General features: G+C 51.9%; 15 protein-coding genes. 6 read left to right on the forward strand and 9 right to left on the reverse strand.

The features are described 5' to 3' along the window. Nucleotides 1-13: 13 nt before the first annotated feature. The 4 genes from glaH to LCS67_RS05260 form a co-directional block, all read right to left on the reverse strand. Nucleotides 14-991 (reverse strand): glutarate dioxygenase GlaH, encoded by a 978-nt coding sequence (glaH, locus tag LCS67_RS05245; RefSeq protein WP_000993100.1) that lies wholly within the window; start codon nucleotides 989-991, stop codon nucleotides 14-16. A 301-nt stretch (nucleotides 992-1,292) separates the two neighbouring features. Further along, the gene (locus LCS67_RS05250) at nucleotides 1,293-2,807 is read right to left on the reverse strand and encodes a tripartite tricarboxylate transporter permease (RefSeq protein WP_000382034.1); all 1,515 of its coding nucleotides are present in this window, start codon (nucleotides 2,805-2,807) and stop codon (nucleotides 1,293-1,295) included. A 10-nt stretch (nucleotides 2,808-2,817) separates the two neighbouring features. Next, nucleotides 2,818-3,252 carry a tripartite tricarboxylate transporter TctB family protein gene (locus tag LCS67_RS05255; protein ID WP_077905333.1) on the reverse strand — a complete coding sequence of 145 codons (435 nt, stop codon included), beginning with the start codon at nucleotides 3,250-3,252 and terminating at the stop codon, nucleotides 2,818-2,820. An 11-nt stretch (nucleotides 3,253-3,263) separates the two neighbouring features. After that, nucleotides 3,264-4,241, reverse strand: coding sequence for a Bug family tripartite tricarboxylate transporter substrate binding protein (locus LCS67_RS05260; RefSeq protein ID WP_000744413.1), 978 nt, complete (start codon nucleotides 4,239-4,241; stop codon nucleotides 3,264-3,266). Nucleotides 4,242-4,395: 154 nt separating this feature from the next. Between LCS67_RS05260 and tctD the strand changes: the two genes are divergently transcribed. The 3 genes from tctD (at nucleotide 4,396) to LCS67_RS05275 (ending at nucleotide 7,618) form a co-directional block, all read left to right on the forward strand. Next, the gene (gene tctD / locus LCS67_RS05265; RefSeq protein WP_001237934.1) at nucleotides 4,396-5,070 is read left to right on the forward strand and encodes a transcriptional regulator TctD; all 675 of its coding nucleotides are present in this window, start codon (nucleotides 4,396-4,398) and stop codon (nucleotides 5,068-5,070) included. Further along, a complete protein-coding gene (locus LCS67_RS05270) occupies nucleotides 5,057-6,472 on the forward strand; it encodes a sensor histidine kinase (protein WP_000872335.1) in 1,416 nt (471 codons plus the stop codon). Before tctD ends, LCS67_RS05270 begins: the two co-directional genes overlap by 14 nt. A 132-nt stretch (nucleotides 6,473-6,604) precedes the next feature. Next, a complete protein-coding gene (locus LCS67_RS05275) occupies nucleotides 6,605-7,618 on the forward strand; it encodes a HoxN/HupN/NixA family nickel/cobalt transporter (RefSeq protein ID WP_001059351.1) in 1,014 nt (337 codons plus the stop codon). Between the two features lie 721 nt (nucleotides 7,619-8,339). On the opposite strand, the gene LCS67_RS05280 is transcribed toward LCS67_RS05275, so the two are convergent. Beyond that, nucleotides 8,340-9,236: an antimicrobial resistance protein Mig-14 gene (locus LCS67_RS05280; protein WP_000701508.1), complete on the reverse strand. Its 897-nt coding sequence runs from the start codon at nucleotides 9,234-9,236 to the stop codon at nucleotides 8,340-8,342. Nucleotides 9,237-9,529: 293 nt separating this feature from the next. Then, nucleotides 9,530-10,459: a VirK family antimicrobial peptide resistance protein gene (locus LCS67_RS05285; protein ID WP_000178742.1), complete on the reverse strand. Its 930-nt coding sequence runs from the start codon at nucleotides 10,457-10,459 to the stop codon at nucleotides 9,530-9,532. A 518-nt stretch (nucleotides 10,460-10,977) separates the two neighbouring features. On the opposite strand from LCS67_RS05285, the gene pipB2 reads away from it, so the two are divergent. The 3 genes from pipB2 (at nucleotide 10,978) to LCS67_RS05300 (ending at nucleotide 15,242) form a co-directional block, all read left to right on the forward strand. Beyond that, the gene (pipB2, locus tag LCS67_RS05290) at nucleotides 10,978-12,030 is read left to right on the forward strand and encodes an SPI-2 type III secretion system effector PipB2 (RefSeq protein ID WP_000442272.1); all 1,053 of its coding nucleotides are present in this window, start codon (nucleotides 10,978-10,980) and stop codon (nucleotides 12,028-12,030) included. A 174-nt stretch (nucleotides 12,031-12,204) separates the two neighbouring features. Further along, on the forward strand, nucleotides 12,205-12,537 hold the full coding sequence (locus LCS67_RS05295) for a hypothetical protein (RefSeq protein ID WP_077463764.1): 333 nt from the start codon (nucleotides 12,205-12,207) through the stop codon (nucleotides 12,535-12,537). 530 nt (nucleotides 12,538-13,067) lie between these two features. Next, nucleotides 13,068-15,242 (forward strand): TonB-dependent siderophore receptor, encoded by a 2,175-nt coding sequence (locus LCS67_RS05300; protein WP_001747679.1) that lies wholly within the window; start codon nucleotides 13,068-13,070, stop codon nucleotides 15,240-15,242. Between the two features lie 41 nt (nucleotides 15,243-15,283). On the opposite strand, the gene LCS67_RS05305 is transcribed toward LCS67_RS05300, so the two are convergent. The 3 genes from LCS67_RS05305 to iroC form a co-directional block, all read right to left on the reverse strand. Continuing rightward, on the reverse strand, nucleotides 15,284-16,219 hold the full coding sequence (locus LCS67_RS05305; RefSeq protein WP_031571333.1) for an alpha/beta hydrolase: 936 nt from the start codon (nucleotides 16,217-16,219) through the stop codon (nucleotides 15,284-15,286). Between the two features lie 31 nt (nucleotides 16,220-16,250). Beyond that, nucleotides 16,251-17,495 (reverse strand): esterase family protein, encoded by a 1,245-nt coding sequence (locus LCS67_RS05310; RefSeq protein WP_001528721.1) that lies wholly within the window; start codon nucleotides 17,493-17,495, stop codon nucleotides 16,251-16,253. Nucleotides 17,496-17,604: 109 nt separating this feature from the next. Continuing rightward, on the reverse strand, nucleotides 17,605-21,261 hold the full coding sequence (gene iroC / locus LCS67_RS05315) for a salmochelin/enterobactin export ABC transporter IroC (RefSeq protein ID WP_080097260.1): 3,657 nt from the start codon (nucleotides 21,259-21,261) through the stop codon (nucleotides 17,605-17,607). Between the last annotated feature and the right edge of the window lie 24 nt (nucleotides 21,262-21,285).

Raw genomic sequence — 21,285 nt, forward strand, 5'->3', positions numbered from 1 at the left:
TTCGCCGTGGCGCTTATTGGTGAGTTTGATAATGGCTGGCGGCGTAGGCGAAGTAACCGCGCTGGCGCATCAGTTCGCGACGCAAGTCAGGATGCGGCGTAAAACGATCGCGTCCATGTAGCCAGAACAGATTGTTAATCAGCAGGAATTTGCCGACCGGTACCGGTACGGAGAGGATGTTTTGACTGGTTTCCAGCGCGTCTGAAAGCTCGCTGAGCCAGACGCCTTCTTCAAAGTCTTTTGGCTGGACGAACTGGTCGATATAACGCATGACCGGGCGGCCTTGTTGGTCGACATCAAACACCGGGTGCCAGACGTCATGGCTAACATTTTTGCTTGGCGGCGCCGCCCAGCGCATGACGCGACGCGCCAGCGGATGGGTAAAAAACGACTCCAGATGTTCCCAGTCATCAAGGTGCAGCAGCAGCGAGTTACCGCCTTCCATATTTTGTTCGTCGATTTTCATCATCAGCACGTAGTCGGTCACCTCCTCAACATAGGTACCGTCATTGTGCAGTTCCATTACGCGGTGGGGCTGGCGCAGATAACTGTCGGAGTTGTCGACGTTTTTGACCACGAAACGCGCGTAATACTGGCCGCTCATCGCATCGTAGTTGGAGCGACCAATAAGATGCGCCACCGCCGTCGCCAGTTTGACCATCTCTTCTGCCTGTGCGACATCATCGATCCCTTCGGCGCTGATCAACAGCGCGCCTTGTGCACGGTTGAGGAGCGTTTTGATCAACAGAGGTTGTAGCTGATTGCCGCACAGATCGTCGAGGATCTTGCCGATTTTAAAACGTAAGAAAGATTTGTATTCCAGCGCCTGCACCGGCCACTGCGCAACCTGATGGAGAAATTGTCTTGTGGTATCCGCCGTAAACGTTAACGCCAGCAGGCGCGGCGACTGCGCCGAAGGGGCAAGGGTGAAACCAGTATGGCGTTGGGCTAAATCATCTGTGTTCGCTTTTACGGCAGTCAGTGCATTCATCAGAATCATTCCTCTCGGTAGATGGTCAGGGAGACATGGCGATGCTCATTTCGTAGCCATAAATTAAAAATATCGACATTTTTCAGGAACGCGTATGAAATAACCGCTTTTGTTTAATTATTGTGATCAAAAACAACAAATATTTAACAATGCGAAAGGTGAGGTTAACGGCGCCACGAGCCTGACAACGGCAAGAAGGGGGGTAAAATGAGCGAGTTATGGGAGAGTGATGCTGGCGGGGTTGCCCGGCCTGGCAAATGAGCGCGTAGGCCGGACAAGTACAATGTATTTCAGCAGTCAATTAACCGGCGTCAACCTGCGGTTTACGGCTGTGTTTACGGATCAGACGTAACACTGGCGGTACGACAATGACCATGATCGCCATGATCAGCAGGGCTTTGGCAACGCCGCTTTGCCACAAAATCGCCATATTGCCGTTACTGATGGAGAGTGCGCGGCGCAGGTTCTGCTCCAGCATTTCCCCCAGTACGAATCCCAGGATCAGCGGCGACATGGGGAAGTGCATTTTACGTAAAATGTACCCTAACACGCCGAGCGCGACCATCAGCACCAGATCGAAGGTGGTGCTGTGTACCGCATACACCCCTACCGCCGATACGGCAGCGATGGCGGGTACCAGGAACCACAGCGGAATGGTGAGCATACGGGTAAACAGACCGATCAACGGGATATTCATGATCAGCAGCATCACGTTCGCAATCAGCAGCGCAGCGATGAGTCCCCAGACGATATCCGGCTGTTCGGTGAACATCGCCGGGCCTGGCGTGATGTTGTACAGCGTCAGCGCCCCCATCATCACTGCCGTAGTGCCGGAACCGGGAACGCCCAGCGTCAGCATCGGGATGAAGGAGCCGCAGGCAGAGGCGTTGTTTGCCGCCTCCGGCGCCGCGACGCCGCGAATATCACCTTTGCCGAAGCTATCGCTGTTGCCGCTGAGTTTTTTCTCGGTCATATAGGTAATGGCGCTGGCGATGGTCGCCCCGGCGCCGGGCAATACGCCGACAAAAAAGCCGATTACCGAAGAACGCAGGGTGGTGCCGATACACTGCGCGCCTTCTTTCAGGTTGAACAACATTCGACCCGTTTTGCGGACCATTGTTTGCCCGCTGCTGGTATGTTCCAGCATTAAAAGTATTTCTGATACCGAGAACAGGCCGATCACCACGACGATAAACTGTACGCCGTCGGAAAGATGAACGCTGTCAAAGGTAAAGCGATAAACCCCGGTGTTGGCGTCCACGCCGACGGTCGCAAGGCCAAGACCGATCAGCGCTGCCAGAAATGATTTAAGCGGGTTTTGCGCCATCATGCTGCCAAGACAGGCGATGGCAAAAACCATTAAGGCGAAATATTCCGCCGGACCAAAGGCCAGCGACCATTGCGCCAGTAAAGGGGCGAACAGAATGATGCCGCCGATAGCGATTAATGAACCGAAAAATGAGCTTACTGCGGAAATCGACAGCGCTACGCCGCCTTTCCCTTGCTGCGCCATCGGGTAACCGTCCAGCGCCGTCATGATCGCCGCCGCATCGCCGGGGACGTTGAGCAATATGGAGGAGATCCTGCCGCCATACTCACAGCCAATGTACACCGTCGCCAGCAGAATTAGCGCCGACTCCGCAGGCAGATGCAACGCAAAGGCCAGCGGCAGTAAAATTGCCACGCCGTTGATCGGTCCCAGGCCCGGCAGCAGACCGACGATCGTGCCCACGAAGCAGCCAATCAACGCGATAACCAGGTTTTCCGGCGTCATCGCCACCGCAAAGCCCTGAGAAAGATATATCCAGGTATCCATCGTTGCTCCGTTAACTCAGCCAGGCGCCGAGAGGTAAGGTGACATCAAGCAGCCGGTCAAAGGCATACCACAGCAGAATGCCTAATACCGCGCCGGAGATACCCGCCGCTGGAATCGTGGCGCCGAACAGCATCCCGATAACCATGGTGAGAAGCGCGGTGGCGATGGGAAAACCCAGCCATTCGAATCCCCAGGCATACATCAACAGGATGATGATCATGGTAACTAGCTTTTGCAGAACATGGCGGCGCGGCCAGCTCACCGTGTCGGGATGGCGCAATAACAGCGCCAGCGCGCAGAGCGCCATCAGGCCGATAATCCCCAGCGGAAAAGGGCGGGGGCCGACGGGTTCATAGCTGTATTCGCTTTGGATCTGCCAGGCGATGAATAGCCCGGCAATACAGAGCAACAGCCAGATACCCGCAAAGATACGATCGCTCATCATTGCCTCCGCGATTATTTCGCGAGTCCGAAGGCTTTCGCCTGTTCACGGTAATCAGTAACCTGTTTTTTCACGTAGTCATCGAGCTGCTGGCCGGTCATGTCGAACTCAAACAGGCCGCGCAGATCGCGCTGCTTTTTAAACTCGTCGGTTTGCTGAAGCTTCTTGAAGGTATCCACCCACCACTGGTAATCGGCATCGCTGACTTTGGGCCCGACGTAGAAGCCGCGAATAATCGGCCACACCAGGTCGTAGCCCTGTTCTTTAGCGGTAGGGATATTGGCAAGCTGGCCCGGCAGACGATTTTCTGAAAAGACGGCAAGCACGCGGATTTTGTCGCCGCCCAGATAAGGCACCATTTCACTGAGATCGCCGGAGACAACCTGAACATGGTTGCCCATTAATGCCGTCACCGGCTCGCCGCCGCCCTCAAAGGCAACGTAGCGCATCTTGTGCGGGTCGACGTTCGCCTTTTGCGCCAGCAACGCCGACTTCATCCAGTCCTGGCTGCCAATAGAGGCGCCAGCGCCAATGACCACGCTGTTGGGATCTTTTTCCATCGCCGTCATCAGATCTTTCAGCGTTTTCCACGGGGAATCCGCACGCACGGCGATCATGCCGTAATCAGTGCCCACGCTTGCCAGCCAGCGCACATCATCCACGCCGTAGCGACCAAATTTCCCCTGCGACAGGTTGAGCAGCGAACCGCCGGAAAAGGCGACCACAGTCCCGGGTTCGCCAGGGCGTTGGGCGACTATCGCGTTATAGGCCACAGCGCCGACGCCGCCGGGCATATACGTTACCCGCATGGGTTTCTCGATAGCGCCAGTCTCCAGCAAACTCACCTGAATCAGCTTACAGGTAAGGTCGAAACCGCCGCCAGGTTTGGCTGGTGCGATACATTCCGTTCGCGACGGCGCCTCCTGCGCCAGAACAGAGGTACTCATTAATAAAATGCTTGCAGTAAGGGTACGAAGTAATTGTTTTTTCATTTTTTATCCTCACGCCGGACGTCCGGATTTTTCAGGTTCGGAAGAAGATTTTTGTGATTATGTGAGCCGACATGTAGCAGTTCGGTTGCGTGATTGTTAAAACAATAACCTTTCAATTCCCTTTCAATGCGGCAGAAACTTTACAGGATGTGATATGCGTCTCTTATTGGCGGAAGATAACCGTGAGCTGGCTCACTGGCTGGAGAAAGCGCTGGTGCAAAACGGCTTTGCCGTGGACTGCGTATTTGACGGCCTGGCGGCTGACCATCTTCTGCACAGTGAAATGTACGCGCTGGCGGTGCTGGATATCAATATGCCGGGAATGGATGGACTGGAGGTGGTGCAACGGCTGCGTAAACGCGGTCAGACCTTGCCCGTTTTGCTGCTCACGGCGCGAAGCGCGGTGGCGGATCGCGTAAAAGGTCTCAACGTCGGCGCCGATGACTATCTGCCGAAACCCTTTGAACTGGAGGAGCTGGATGCCCGTTTACGGGCCTTGCTCCGACGCAGCGCTGGGCAGGTTCATGAAGTTCAGCAACTGGGTGAATTGATCTTTCATGATGAAGGGTATTTTCTGTTACAGGGACAGCCGTTAGCGCTGACGCCGCGTGAGCAGGCGCTCTTAACCGTATTGATGTACCGACGAACGCGACCAGTTTCGCGTCAGCAGCTTTTTGAACAGGTGTTCAGCCTGAACGATGAGGTAAGCCCTGAAAGCATCGAACTTTATATTCATCGACTGCGTAAAAAACTCCAGGGAAGCGATGTACGAATTACGACGCTGCGCGGCCTGGGTTATGTGCTGGAGCGCGGCGATGAAGTGGGTTAAGCCGCAATCGTTATACCTGCAACTCTTACTGTTCCTGGGGTTGCCGCTGATTCTGCTATGGGGGCTATCGGCGTTTAACAGTTATGTCAATGCGCTACAGGCCGCCACTCAGGCTTATGACCGTACGTTGCTCTCCTCGGCGCGAACGGTATCGGAACGGCTGGTGGTGCGCAATAACCATCTGGAAGTTAACGTGCCCTGGGTGGTGCTGGATAGCTTCGAGCTTAATATGAATGATCGACTCTATTACAAAGTCGTCGACCCTTCCGGAAAGGTCATTTCCGGTTATGACGATCTGCCCGCCATGCCGCCTGCTACGCCTCGTACCCGGCTTTATCCGGCGCTGGCGTGGTTCTATCATACCGAGTATCGCGGCGAGGCGATCCGCGTGGCGCGTTTGCTACAGCCGATCAACGAAGGCGGCATTATCGGCATGGCGGAGATTTATGTCGCAGAGACGCTGCAGTCCCGTCGTTATCTGGCGGGCCAACTGCTGTTCTCTTCCTGGATCTCACAGGGGCTGCTGGTGTTGCTGACCCTGGTGCTGGTTGGCTGGTTATTACGCCGGATCCTGCGCCCTATGCGTCAACTTTCGTCATTAATGGTACGCCGCGAACCGGGTCTGCTAACGCCGCTGCCGGAACTGCTGCCGTGGTCGGAAACACGCTTGTTAATCGTGGCGTTTAATCGCTACATTGACAGGCTCCGCGGCATCCTCTCCCGGCAGGAACGCTTTAGCGCCGATGCTTCTCACCAGTTAAAAACGCCGCTGGCGGTGTTAAAAACGCAGGCGGCGGTGGCGTTAGCCAGCCAGCACCCTCATCACTGGTACGAAAGTCTGCAGGCGATGAGCGTAACGCTGGATAGCACCATTCAGCTCACGGAAAGATTGTTGCAACTTTCTGCGGTAAAGCATAAAGAGCAGGGCGAGCGGCGTTTTTCCCCGGTGAATCTGTACGATATCGTACAGAGCGGCTGTTTTACCCGCCTGGCGCAGGCGCGGAGTAAACATATCGACCTGGGCTACGAAGGCGAACAGGAAGCGATGTGGATCGAGGGGGATGAGGTACTGCTTAGCGAGCTGTGCGGAAACTTGCTGGATAATGCGCTGAAATACACGCCTGAGCAAGGCATCGTCACCGCGCGGCTTGAACGGGATAGTGATGCCGTGACGCTGGTTGTCGAAGATAGCGGCCCCGGTATTGATGATGAACACATCCATCTGGCGCTACAGCCGTTCCACCGGCTCGATAATGTAGGAAATGTGGCCGGGGCGGGCATTGGTCTGGCTTTGGTCAATGATATCGCACGCCTGCACCGTACTCATCCCCATTTTTCCCGTAGCGAAGCGTTGGGAGGGTTATACGTTCGGATACGCTTTTTAAGCCTTGTTCCGCAGTAATGCGCACAAATGTGTCAGCGGTAAAGCACGTTTACAAAAAGTCGCATCTTGAGGTGTGACGTTTTAATCAAATGATCATACATTTCCCCTACAAACCGTAGCGTTAATTAAAAATATAGTGGGTTCAGGGGCATGAATAATCATACTAAACGACGGGGAATAGCATTAACCGTCTTTCTTGTTGGGGTTAACATCCTGGCCTGGATTTGGGCGTTCTGTGTTTTTCATCACCATGCCGTCATGCTAAGCGCAGCCATACTGGCGTATAGCTTTGGGCTGCGTCATGCGGTTGATGCCGATCATATCGCAGCCATCGATACCGTCACCCGTAAACTGATGCAGCAGGGTAAAACGCCTTTAGGCGTGGGGGCGTTTTTTTCATTGGGTCATTCGACCATTGTCGTTCTGGCATGTCTGGCGATTGTTGTGACGTCGATGGCATTTCGCGATCGTATTGATGTTTTGCATCAATATGGTTCGTTGATTGGTACGGCTGTTTCCGCTTTTTTTCTGCTGGCGATGGCCCTGCTTAACCTGTTTATTTTGTTCAACGTCTGGCGGCAATTTCGCTCGGTTACCCGCGGCGAGTCAGTGAGGGCGCATGACGAGGCGATACCTGGCGGGCTGATGACGCGTATATTTCAGCGTACGTTTCGTTTGGTCACTTCCAGTTGGCATATGTATTTTGTCGGTTTTCTGTTTGGTCTGGGATTTGATACCGCAACCGAGGTTGGGTTGCTGGGCATTTCCGCTTCAGCAGCTAACCAGGGGCTATCTCTCTGGTCGATGATGATTTTTCCTGTGCTGTTTACCGCCGGGATGGCGCTGGTGGATTCCCTGGATAACTTTGTCATGGTCGGCGCTTACGGTTGGGCTTTCTCGCATCCATTACGTAAGCTTTATTATAATATGACCATTACCGCCGCATCTGTCATTGTCGCGCTGGCGATTGGCGGGCTTGAGGCGCTGGGGTTGATTGATGATGCGTTACAGTTAAGCGGAACATTTTGGCAGACCGTAAGCACGCTTAACGATCATATGGGGAATGTGGGCTTCTGGGTAGTGGGCGCTTTTGTGCTATTCTGGCTGCTCTCGTTGTTGAATTATCGCTGGCGCGGCTATGATAAAATCACCCTCAATACCTGATTGATTTCTGTAAAAATAACATTTCGGCAGTGGTGTCATATCATTGCCGAAGCATTTTATCTCCTGAGAGTATATTCTTCCCGGTAAGTGCGTTATTTTTCATGCTTGCCTTTCGTTATCAATTTAAGCAATCCGATATAACATACAATACCAAAAATAATAATAACAGTTGTATACCCAAGAATCAGCCAGTCTGCATGTGTCATAATATAATCCAGTTATCAGGTATCCCGTGTTAAGGCGATCTTTAAGCCTGTTGTCAGCAAGAACCACTGTACCCGTTCAGTGCTGTTGACAATAACGTATTGTTTATGCACAAGAGCGTTGTTACAAATAACGTATGCATTGAGCATAGACCCCACCCGCATTTTTGTAATGCCATAAAGCAAGGCTACACCTTTAATCTACTGACGGTATGCCAGGCCAGAAGAGATAAAATGGTGGTTGTCATCATCATCTGTTCCTGACGCCAGGTTAATGACACACACATATGAAAATGTATAACCGCTGCACGCTTTTTAGCACGTTATCTGTAACATACCGTGTTAATCAATTCCATAAAACCGAGTATAGTGTAAGTGAATTTCGAGTAATTGTCATTATGATTATATGGTGGTTAACTTATTTTTTAAATTCTGATTAAATTTTAGTTTTTTATCAGTTCATCAGGATTTATGAAAAATCTGGACGTAAAAAACATATTTACGTCCAGGCTTTCTTTTTAGCAAATCGATTTCCCGGTAAAATAGGGGGTCGACCACATGCGCTTATATTCCCATTCAGGCTTTAGTATGCCGATGGAAAAAAGTAATTTTTTTTGTCTTTCCTGGCAGTAATTTCTGGCGCGGCTAATATTTAGCCACATTAGTATGCTGCCGGGACTGAGTGGCCTGCACTCATTTTTAATTGCACCATTAGATACGTCAAAGTAGACGTTCATCTGGCTTTCAGATTTCAGTACGATATCAAATGCACAGGGTATCCCTTCAATATAAAGAATATGCCCAAACAGAAGGTGATGCAGTTGACTAAAAAAGTTGGCAAGGTTATCAGCGGGATAGCAGGATGAAGTGTTGCCGAAACGAGACCGAAATAACTCGATAAAAATATGAGTCAGTTCATCAGAAGAACAATCAGCAACGCTTTTTACACTTCCGCCTTTTTTAAGAAATCGCTGATATTCATTACGGCGTGTTTTTTCAAACTTAGAAGAGAACGCTTCTTTGACCAGACAATTTTGTTTTTTTCTGGTGAGTTTCCATATGGCATTGCGTATTTGTGGCTGATGTAACGCCGAAAGTCGGTTAGTACGATCGGGTAAGAAGCAGCGTAAATCTGGTGCCATCGGAATAAGTATCTCGTCTGACGATAGCGGGAAGGTTCTGCGCGTCAGGATGCCAATATTCTGATCATTACAAATAAAGTAGGCGCCTTTAATCTTATCATCTTCTTCATAGTGGAAGAATTTAAAATGCCAGTTATGGCGCTTCATAAAATAATCAACAATATCTGGGTGCATATTGATACTACCGCCGTATTGCGCAAACACCTCCCGGTATAGGGTAAAGGAAGACGGCTGCCAGCGGGTTAATATACGCTTAACTTCTTGTATTTTCACCAAAACTCCTGACTTGGCTTACTGAAAATTCTATTTTGTATTATTTTTTTGCTTAACCAAATAAAAATGTGACAAATGTTTAGCTTGTATTTAATGGTTAACATGCTAATCGATGACGTTATGGTGAAGGGAATAAGATTAAGATGTTGATCATAGCATGAGTGAAAGCGACGGTTTAATGCCGCGCTTTTCACTCGCAAGCCATTCTGTATTTAACCATCCAGTAGCGATACAGATTTCAAAGAGATCCGCTGAACGGTAGCAGGATCTGCACATCCGCGTATGAAATAGTTCTACCGGGAGAGGCTGTTAACCTCTTGTATTATTGTATCCAGAATATGATAGCGTTTCCGATACTCTGCGCGTTTTTTGCTGGGGATACTTTCAGGCGCTTTACGCATCACCTGTGATGGCAGATGATATAAGGCACCTTTCTTAACGCCGTTTAGCGACTCCCAGAATTCACTATAGCTGGCCACAAAAGTTTTTTTCTTCTGGAATAAGTACCTGAGTTGACGATAAACATGGTTGTTTTCACTTACCGCATAAATCTCGTCGACATTACAGGCCTGCATCAATGTCGCAAATGCTTCATACAGCATCCGTTTAGGAAAGAGACCGTAACAATCTTTGGTGGCGTTACGTATGACTTGTGGGCCGATATGTTTACTGGGCCCTTGTAACCCGGCAACCAGCGCTATTTGCTTCCCTTCATGGCGGATAAAGGAAAATGATAAACGTGCCAACGGCGTATCATTGAAGCACAGCGTTAATGTCAGCTCACCTTCTCTGTCATAGCCACAGGGACCGCAGTAGATATCTACCAGAGCACCGTTTTTTCCTTCCAGGTGAGCGAGTAAGATTTGTTCCTCGGACAGAAGGATCTTTTTAATTTTACTTTCCGGAAAGGACTGAACGAACTGGTAGTGTTCCAGAATAGCTCTTGCCCGGCAACGTATGCTAAGCCCGGTATACAAATAGGGCCGCTGGATTTTTGCCGGCAATAGGGGACGATGAATGATCAGCGTTCTGGGCTGAGACAGATGGCATAATTCATTGAAGTATTTAATTGTCGTTACGGGGTTAATAAGGCAACGTAATACAAATTTATAGCGAAACTTACGCTCTCCCCAGCGTTTATGGCGATAAGGCGTCTGCGCCATGACTTCTTTTAACATTAATAATGGATTATATCTTTCCATATCACTTTGCTGCATCGTCATACTACGTCCCTACTACTCGATAGACTTATAACCGAGACGGTAGCCTGATTGAGTTAAACGTAAAGGCAACGAAGAAGGCCTGTACAGACGATGTTGTTAAACAGTTTATCAATGGCAGCAATAAAACGCCTGAACACGCTTTTTAATAGGTTTTCTGCTAATGAGTGGGATGAGTCCTGAACGTAGTATTAAAACGAATGCCGTGTTTATTATTTTAAATAATGTTTATACTCTAAATAATTCGAGTTGCAGGAAGGCGGCAAGCGAGCGAATCCCCAGGAGCTTACTAAAGTAAGTGACTGGGGTGAGGGAACGCAGCCGCAGCACATGCAACTTGAAGTATGACGAGTATAAGCCAATATATTTATTTGGCTGGTATTGTGTAAGTCAGACAGCAAAGCGTCGTGATGCGTGATTATGTAACCAGACGCAAAGGGGGTATTCACCTTATCTCTAAATGCAAATCTATATGATAAATTTTATCATATACTGTGTTGCTCTCTCTGGGAGAAAATATTATGGAGCGTTCACTCGATAGTCTGGCTGGTATGGCTACATCTGCTTTTGGCGCGGGGACTTCTGCTGCTATGCGGCAAGCCACCTCTCCCAAAACCATTCTGGAATATATCATTAACTTTTTTACCTGTGGTGGGATACGTCGGAGAAATGAAACACAATATCAGGAATTGATAGAGACTATGGCTGAGACATTGAAAAGTACAATGCCTGACAGAGGTGCTCCGTTGCCAGAAAACATCATCCTGGATGATATGGATGGGTGTCGTGTCGAATTTAATCTTCCTGGTGAGAATAACGAAGCTGGACAAGTTATTGTACGAGTCAGTAAAGGCGACCATTCTGAGACAAGAGAAATTCCGCTTGCCTCTTTTGAAAAAATATGCCGAGCTTTACTATTCAGATGCGAATTTTCTCTCCCTCAGGATTCTGTAATATTAACTGCCCAGGGAGGCATGAATCTTAAAGGCGCTGTCCTTACCGGAGCAAATCTGACGGCAGAAAATTTATGTGACGCAGACTTAAGCGGCGCAAATTTAGAGGGGGCAGTGCTGTTTATGGCGGATTGTGAAGGTGCAAATTTTAAGGGCGCAAATCTATCGGGAACATCACTAGGCGACAGTAATTTCAAGAACGCCTGTCTGGAAGATAGCATTATGTGTGGCGCTACCCTCGATCACGCTAATCTTACTGGCGCCAATTTACAACACGCGAGTCTGTTAGGCTGTAGCATGATAGAATGTAATTGCTCCGGTGCAAATATGGATCACACTAATCTTTCAGGCGCAACCCTTATACGTGCTGATATGAGCGGTGCGACATTACAGGGTGCTACTATAATGGCTGCAATTATGGAAGGCGCTGTCTTAACCCGGGCAAACCTGCGAAAGGCTAGTTTCATTTCTACGAACCTGGACGGGGCTGATTTGGCTGAGGCTAATTTAAACAATACCTGTTTTAAAGATTGTACACTAACCGATTTGCGTACTGAAGACGCCACAATGTCTACGAGTACACAAACACTTTTTAACGTATTTTATAGTGAAAATATTTAGCCCTATTTGACGTAAATCTGAAATAAAAGCAATGTAAGAATAACAATCTGCTACTGAATAGTAGCTGGGAGTAAATTATTTAAAGTATCTTTTATTATTACAGGAGTATGCGACGGTAAAAATATCTGAATAACTATTTCTATTTTCTCAAGTAGAACTTCCAACTAAAGTGAATTGTTTGAAAAGGAAAACGTTATGCCTGGATGTATAAGTGCCTGTTCGTGCGTTGCCAGCCCGACGCCTCCCGATCCTAAGGGCCCCCCCGCGCCTAAATGGATAGAGTTAAAAGGTTATTGTGTTACATGTACTAGTCAGGAGGATATTCGTCCACCTAAAGGGGGTGAATCAAAGCAAAAAATGACACCCAGCGAGTTAGTGCTGTTACGAGGTCTTTTAAAAGATCTGGGGGTAACACAACATCCCTGGCAAGACCCGACAGTAAAATCCACTAACTGTGGGTTGCCATTTTTCCCGGTAGATCCTGGGGAACGAGAAACCGATGTTTGATGGTTTTCAGTCTGCAAAGCGCCTGATAAATATTACCAGGCGCTTTGTATTTTGGCGCCAACATCACTTTCATCGTCATATATCGAATGACTACAATCGTATCCGATCCCACCATTACCCAGACGGAAAGTCGCTAGCAAACTGTAAGAATGGTTCGCCGTCGGCAGGGAAGCGGCGGTGAACCCTGAACCGTGCTATACCATCTTACCTGGGTGTTTCTTGTGATTAACGATCTGAAAAATAGTTTTATTTTATCTATTTCTGTTTTGTAAAACCTCCGTTCAGTAGGCGCATTCTGCCCCCTTCCCGGATTTACTGGCAAAGCGGAGCCCGGACAGAGAGTCATATTGCAAAATCCCGTTTCCGTTTTTTTATTACCAGATTTTTGTGGTCGAAAGATTGCCTTTTCCTTAATTGAATGATAATTATTATTATTAGCATATGATAATAATTACTATATAGACGTAACCTGGCAAGGATGTGAGCTTGAGGGCAACAGCGCTACTTTAGACATTATTTAGGGAATGGGTATGAGAGTTAAGAAGTTCATCTGGTTAATAACCGTGGTTTCTACAGGGGTTAATAGTCCATTATCAGCAGCAGAATCTACTGACGACAACGGCGAAACGATGGTGGTTGAATCCACCGCCGAGCAAGTATTAAAGCAACAGCCGGGCGTTTCGATTATTACTCGTGACGATATTCAAAAGAATCCTCCCGTTAACGATCTTGCCGATATTATTCGTAAGATGCCTGGGGTTAATCTTACCGGCAATAGCGCCTCGGGGACGCGCGGAAATAACCGACAAATTGATATTCGTGGTATGGGGCCGGAAAATACCTTAGTGCTGATTGACGGCGTGCCGGTGACGTCGCGAAATTCGGTTCGCTATAGCTGGCGCGGAGAACGCGACACCCGTGGCGATACGAACTGGGTACCGCCGGAGATGGTAGAACGTATTGAAGTGATCCGTGGGCCCGCCGCCGCGCGCTATGGCTCCGGTGCCGCTGGCGGGGTGGTGAATATCATCACCAAACGTCCGACTAACGACTGGCACGGCTCGCTGTCGCTCTATACCAACCAGCCGGAAAGCAGCAAAGAAGGTGACACCCGGCGGGGTAACTTTAGCCTTAGCGGCCCGTTGGCTGGTGATACGTTGACGATGCGCCTGTACGGTAATCTCAACAGAACCGATGCCGACAGCTGGGATATTAACTCCTCCGCCGGTACCAAAAATGCCGCCGGACGGGAGGGGGTCACCAATAAAGATATTAATAGCGTCTTCTCATGGAAAATGACCCCGCAGCAAATCCTTGATTTTGAAGCGGGATACAGTCGGCAGGGGAATATCTATGCCGGCGATACGCAAAACAGTACTTCGAACGCGGTTACTAAAAGTCTCGCGCAGTCCGGGCGGGAGACCAATCGCCTGTACCGGCAGAATTACGGTCTAACTCATAACGGCATCTGGGACTGGGGGCAAAGCCGCCTGGGGTTCTACTATGAAAAAACCGATAATACCCGCATGAATGAGGGGCTCTCCGGCGGCGGCGAGGGGCGTATTACCAACGACCAGACGTTCACCACTAACCGCCTGACCTCGTATCGCACCAGCGGCGAGGTGAATGTCCCGGTGATATGGCTATTTGAGCAAACGCTCACCGTCGGCGCGGAGTGGAACCGCGATGAACTGAACGATCCTTCCTCTACCAGTCTGACGGTTAAGGATAGCAATATCGCCGGGATATCCGGTTCGGCGGCTAACCGTAGCAGCAAAAATAAATCGGAAATCAGTGCGCTGTACGTTGAAGATAATATCGAACCCATGGCCGGTACCAATATTATTCCGGGTCTGCGTTTTGACTATTTGAGCGAATCCGGGAGTAATTTTAGTCCCAGTCTTAACCTTTCCCAGGAGTTAGGTGAATACGTCAAGGTGAAAGCCGGTATTGCCCGTGCCTTTAAGGCACCGAACTTGTATCAAACCAGTGAGGGGTATTTACTCTATTCGAAAGGAAACGGTTGTCCAAAAGATATTACGTCGGGCGGCTGTTACCTGGTCGGTAATAAGAACCTCGATCCTGAAATTAGCATTAATAAAGAGATTGGGCTGGAATTTACCGTAGACGATTACCACGCAAGCGTCACGTATTTCCGTAACGATTATCAGAATAAGATTGTCGCAGGTGATAAAATTATTGGCAGAAGCGCATCTGGCGCTTATGTATTGCAATGGCAGAACGGCGGTAAAGCGCTGATTGAAGGTATTGAAGCCAGCATGGCTGTTCCGCTGATGCCGGACCGTCTGAACTGGAATACCAATGCGACTTATATGATCGCTTCTGAGCAAAAAGATACCGGCAATCCCTTATCGATAATCCCGAAATATACGGTGAATACCTTCCTCGACTGGACTATTACCAGCGCGCTCTCCGCTAACGTCAACTGGACGTTATACGGCAAGCAAAAACCGCGAACACATGCGGAGTCGCGTAGTGAAGAGACCAAAGGATTGTCCGGGAAAGCGCTGGGGGCTTACTCACTGGTCGGCGCTAACGTTAATTACGATATCAACAAGAACCTGCGTCTTAATGTCGGTATCAGCAATATCTTCGATAAACAGATCTATCGCTCCGCCGAAGGGGCAAATACCTATAACGAACCGGGTCGGGCTTATTATGCCGGTGTGACGGCCTCGTTTTGATGGATTATGCCCGCCGCTGGCGGGCATATTCTGGCGGCGGGTTAATGGCAGCGTGGTTTTTGGCTTGCCGGTTCGCGACTGATATCCAGCAATGCACTGCGAAAAGAGGCGTTAAACATGGGCCCGTGGCCCAGGCCCGGGTAATGCTGCAGGGCCGCGTTAACGCCGTTGTTCTCAAGCGTTCTCACGGTCTCCTGAACTTTTTGCAGGAGCTCGGCCATCTGGCGTTGCCTGCTATCCCCATTCGACGCTGAACCTTCCATTATGATGAGTTTTTTATGGCAGAACGGCGACGGCTTCACTGTCGTAAGGCGATTCAACAGAGCAAAGTTATCCCTGCTGAGTGACGGGCTGGCGCTGTAATAGATATGAAAGAAGGATGACGACAGCCAGGAGTCCAAAACGAACAGGCCGCCATAAGAATGTCCCCATACCCCGCGCCGTTCGGGGTTGATGGTTATTCCTTGTTCCACCTGCGGCGCGATATGTCTCTCCAGTAGCTGGCGGAACGCTGGCCCGCCGCCGGTTTTACGATGAAAACGCGGGTTATTTTCACTGCCTTCGCGATCGATTCCCGGCGCCGGCGTATAGTCATAAGCTCTGCCGTTAAGATCAAACGGCAGGTTAGTCTGATAGCCAATCGCCACAATCACCGGCGGCGAGTGGTCTGCCAGTTGTTTGAGCAACGCCTCCGGCAGCCTGTCCATCACTGCGTTGCCGTCCAACATATATAAGACAGGATAACCCGACGGCGGGGCGGCTTTATTGGGAATAGCGGTCCATACCCGGTAATGTCTTGCGCCATCGGCAGATTGAAAGTCATTGACCCTAAAATGGTAATATCCCGAACCTTTATCAGCGATATTCGGCCCTAATGGCTGCATATCCGGCTGCGCATAACTCAGCGCGCTAGAACAAAAACTCACTAAAAATAGCGCCATGCGATAGCACTTGTTGTGGTACTGGCGACCATACATCGGATGTGATTCCTTTTTGGCAGGTGAAGTTTTATCGGGGTAGTAGACGTAATCCGTCAATCAGCGCGCCGCGCCACCAGGCATAATCGTGACCGCCGGTGTACACGCTGCAATGGCTTTCGACGCCGGCGGTGCGCAATTTTTCATGCAACTGTTTGACCTGCGGGACCGTCGAACCTTCCAGCGATCCCACGCACAGATGCGTACGTACGGCTGGCGAGGGCGCGGATAACACATGTTCGCTGACCCATGAACGCTCTTCTGCGCTGAAATGGTCCGGGCGATTGCGGTTGTCCGGCGTCCACCACATTGAGGGGGAGTGGCTCAGCACCAGGCCGAAGCTCTCTGGCGCGTGGCGGGCCGCCATCAGCGCGGTCACGCCGCCGAGGCTTTGCCCTGCCAGCACCGTTTGTGTACGGTCCGCCCACCGCCGTTCCGGGTATTTGGCGCGAAGGGTTGGCAGCAGGCGTTCGGCAATGTCGAGCACCAGCTCGCGGCGACCGCCGAGGATTGCGACGCGTTCACGCGCATTGATGTTATCAATGCCGAGTACGGCCACCGGCGCGATGTGTCCGCTGCGGATGGCAGCGTCAATGGCGGCACTTACCCCAAGATGGTCGAACCAGATCTCGCCATCCGTGAGTACCAGTAAGCCCAGCGGTTGTACGACAGGAACGTCAGGAAGATACAGCCGCACACGGCGACGTTGTCCGGCGAGCCGATGTTCTGAGGTGAAAAGCTGCCCGGCGTAAGCGCGACAGCCTGACCACTCCTCCTGTGCCGGGGCGTGATCCAGCGCCAGAACGGATTCCTGCGCATTGCCCCGAACATTTATTCCCGGCGTGCTGTTCAGCGGGTCCGCCTTCCCGACAAGGGAGGCGAAACGGCTTCCAAGCTGCAACACCGTCTCGTCCGGGGTTTCCGGTGGTATTTCGACCATCGTATAGGAACCGCAGTAGGATGCCGGTAAGCGAAGCGTCAGATGCCAGATATCCGTTGTGGGCAGTTGCGTCATCATACCTTTCGCCACGTTATCTTTATCGGTGACACGGTTCAGGCGGACATAAACCCCCCGCAGAGGAGAGGCGGCACGCCACAGGAAGGTGACTTCCCGTTCATCGTCTGCGTCGTTAATGGCTGTCACCAGCGGCAGCGCGAGCGAGTTTGCTTCTCGCCAGAAGTGAGAAGCGTCAACCTGGCTTCCGGCGGCGAGTTGGCGGCGAAGGCGCGTAGCGGTCTGTATAGCGACAGGAGCGACGGGCGGGCTCAGTCTCATTTTCTGTATTCCATCTCATTTATATTTCGGTCAGTATCAATAGCTAAAGCGGCTGTTACAGGAACAGCCGCTTGCGGGCTTTCTTTTGCGTAAATCGTGGCGATAAAAACTATCCTGTGACCTCTCCTTTCGTATCGCGTGTCTGGCCGACGCTGTCCCGCCACAGACGAGCATACAGGCTATGAGCCGCTATCAACTGCTCATGGCTGCCATATTCAGCGATACATCCTTTATCGATTACGACAATAACATCGCAGCGGCGAGCGGTGGTCAGTCGGTGCGCGACGATAAGCGCGATGCGTTTCTCGGTATGCGTCACTCCGGTAAGCGAGGTTATTAAGCGCTCCTCGGCGCTGCGGTCGATACGCGCTGTCGCCTCGTCGAGCAGCAGAATGTGCGCCTGCGCCAGTTGGGCGCGGGCGAGGGCAATCAACTGACGCTGGCCCGCGGACAGATCCGTGCCGCCGTTATTGACCGGAGTACGAAACCCCAGCGGCAGATGTTGCACAGTTTCAAAGAGTCCCGCCCGTCGCGCCGCGATCTCCACCTCCGTGTCGCTGCTGTCTGGCCGCGAATAGCGGATATTTTCGGCAATATCGCCGCTAAATAATGCGACATCCTGAGTGACCAGCCCCGTCTGGCGACGATAATCACTAAGCGACGCGGCATCAATTAGGCGCTCACCGACACGGATTTGCCCGCTGCCGGGAGAGTAGAGCCCGGCCAGCAGCTTGATCAGCGTCGATTTGCCGGCGCCGCTACGTCCGACCACCGCGACTACCGTTCCTGGCGGAATGGTGAGCGAGAGCTTATCAAGCACAGGTTGCGTTTTTTCGGGATAGCGGAATGTCAATGCCTCCAGACGTAGCGCGCCGCCAGTGCCAGGCGTTATGGATGACGGTTCAATATTCTCCGTTTCCTCAGTCGCCAATAGCGCATTGATATGTTTGCCGCTGGCGGTCGCCTGCTGCCAGGAATCAACAATGCCTGACAACTGCTGTACCGGGCCATAAAATTGTCCCAATAGCAGGAAGAACGCCGCCAGTATCCCGGGCGTCATTTCGCCTTCGGCGACCCGGGTCGCTCCGATTAAAAGCACGGCGGCATAGGCAGCCTCGGTGCAGAAGGTCAGGAACGGAAAATAAACGGCAAGGTATTTTTGCGCCCGCACGCGGGTGGCGCGGAAGTTGTCTGATAACGCCCGTAGCCTGGCGGCTTCCTGCTGTTGTTGGCCGTGTGACTGTACTACCCGCATACCGGAGACCTTTTCCTGAAGCGTACTGTTCACCTTACCAATTTCCAGCCGTGCTTGGGCGTAGGCAGGCGAGCTCAAACGGCGGTAAATCCACGTCGCCAGCACCACTACAGGCACGGCGCTTAATGCCGTTAACGCAAGAATGGGGTCAAGCCAGAACATTGCCGCGGCGATAGCGACCATCGTCACGATGCTGGTGGCCGCGCTGGCAAGACCGTTTTGCAGAAATCGGGCGAGTGAATCAACGTCGACGGTCATGCGAGTAAGACGCGAGTCGATGTGCTTCTCGTGCCAGGGAAGACTCAGGCGTAGCAGGTGGCTGAAGCTGCGTAAGCGTACCGTATGCTGTACCGACTCTGCCGCGCGGGCGGCGAAGATCGTTTGCAGCGCATAGCAGCACCAACCGATCGCCACCAGGCACAGCGCGAGCAGGGCGCATATGCCAATAGTCGACATATCCCCTGCGGCAACGCCTGAGTCAATACCGCGCTGCAAAAGCACCAGCACGCCAACGCCTGCGGCGGAATCAAGCGCGATAAGCAGGGCGGCGATGACGAACATCCAGGCTACTGGCGTCAGCAACGATGAGACTTGACGCCCGTGGCCTGCCAGCGCCATCTGTACGGCGCGTTCCGGAACGCGCGTCATCCGGTCGACAAAACCTTTTCCGGCGGGTGTCTGGCGCTCATGCGCGTCGTCGGATTTTGCCGCCTGCGTTGTTGGCCATAGCGCACGTTGTTCCGCCGGGGCGAGGGCGAGAAAATCCCCCTCGCCGCTCATCAGCGAGCGAAACGTCGGACACCTTGCATCCAGCTCCGCCTGGGTACCGATATCCACGACGCGGCCTTTATCCAGCACGACGATCCGATCGGCTAACTGCAGTGTTGAACGGCGACGTGCAATCACCAGCAGCATATGCTCATTATCGGCATAACGACCAAGAGCCGTGTTAATTTCCGCTTCAGTACCGGCATCGACCGCCGAGGTGGTGTCATCGAGAATCAGCAGTTCCGGCGCGGTAATCAGTGCCCGGGCTAGCGCAATACGCTGGCGTTGGCCGCCGGAGAGGTTGCTTCCGCGTTCGGCCAGTCGGGTGTTGAACCCCTGCGGTAGCGCATTGATGAACCCGCTGGCGCCTGCGGCATCGGCGGCGCGTCGAATGTCGTCCTGAGTCGCTTGCGGGTGCCCATAGGCGATGTTTTCCGCCACCGTACCGGCAAACAGAAACGCGTCTTCAAACACTACGCCAACGCGACGACGAAGCGCCGTCAGTTTCAGGTCGCGAATATTCTGTTGACCCGCAGTGGTGTTGAGCCACACCCCGCCGGAGGTGGGATCGTAAAAGCGCGCCAGCAACATCAGCAATGTTGATTTCCCGGAGCCGGATGCGCCAACCACTGCCACGGTTTCACCGGCGTGAATGGAAAAGGAGATCTCATTGAGGATACGGTTACCGTTGTCGTAGTGGAAACTCATCTTCTCCACGTCCAGCCCAATAATCTGACCCTCAACCGACTCAGTACCGTCTTCCATGCGAGAACGCGTGTCGATAAGCGCGAAGACGCGCTCTACCGACGCCTGTGTGCGCTGTGCAATAACCAAAAACGATGCCAGTACGCGGGTGGGGCCGGTCAGCATAGCGAGAAAACTCGCGAACGCAACGAAGGTTCCCAGATCGATGCGCCCATTCATTACCGACCAGCCGCCATAGCACAGCAGGACGATCTGCCCTATCACCGGTAGCGCCAGCATGGTTGCGCCCGGCATCGCCTGCGAGATAGCGGCACCGATGCGTACCCGCACCATCTGCCGCGACTGACCATCGAGCCAACGCGTTTCGCGTAACTCCGCCACGCAGGACTTCACCACTGAGATCTGTTCCAATACTTCGCGCATATGTTCCGTCATGTGCGCCAGCCGGTCTGAGGCAAGCCCCGTTTGCGCGAAAACACGGCGACGGGCGCGCAGGGCGGTAATAGCAAGGGCGGCCAGTACGCAAATCACGATAAGCGTCATGGATGGCGACATCCATAGCATCACCGCGATACCGGCCACATAGTAAGTGAGCACCGCCAGCGGCACCGGACACATCTGTAGCAAGGTGTGTACCTGTTGAAGATCGCTGTTGGTACGCGAAATGACCTGCCCGGTACGCAAGGCGTCCTGGCCTGCGCCGTCCAGTTTTTGAATACTGTCGAACGCACGGCTACGTAACGTATGCTGAACCCACAGCGAGAGTTCCCCGGCATAGCCGCGGCGCACGTAATTCCCGATAAAATCAAAAAGGGCAATTAATAGCAGGCCGCAGGCAAGTAACGGCAGGTGGGTCGTATCGCCTGCTATCGCGTCATTGACGGCCTGACGCGTTATTAGCGGCGTCAGCGCAGCCAGTAAAATAGTCGATACTGATGCTACGATGACAATGATGCTCAGTGTTTTACGTTCCCAACACACGCGGGCAAGGCGAACTATCCAGGCACGAGCGGGCATGGGGGAATGAGTCGCGGGCATTAAGCCTCCTTATCGGTGAAAGAT

The organism is Salmonella sp. A7, assembly GCF_020181675.1.
In the GTDB taxonomy this organism is placed as follows: domain Bacteria; phylum Pseudomonadota; class Gammaproteobacteria; order Enterobacterales; family Enterobacteriaceae; genus Salmonella; species Salmonella enterica.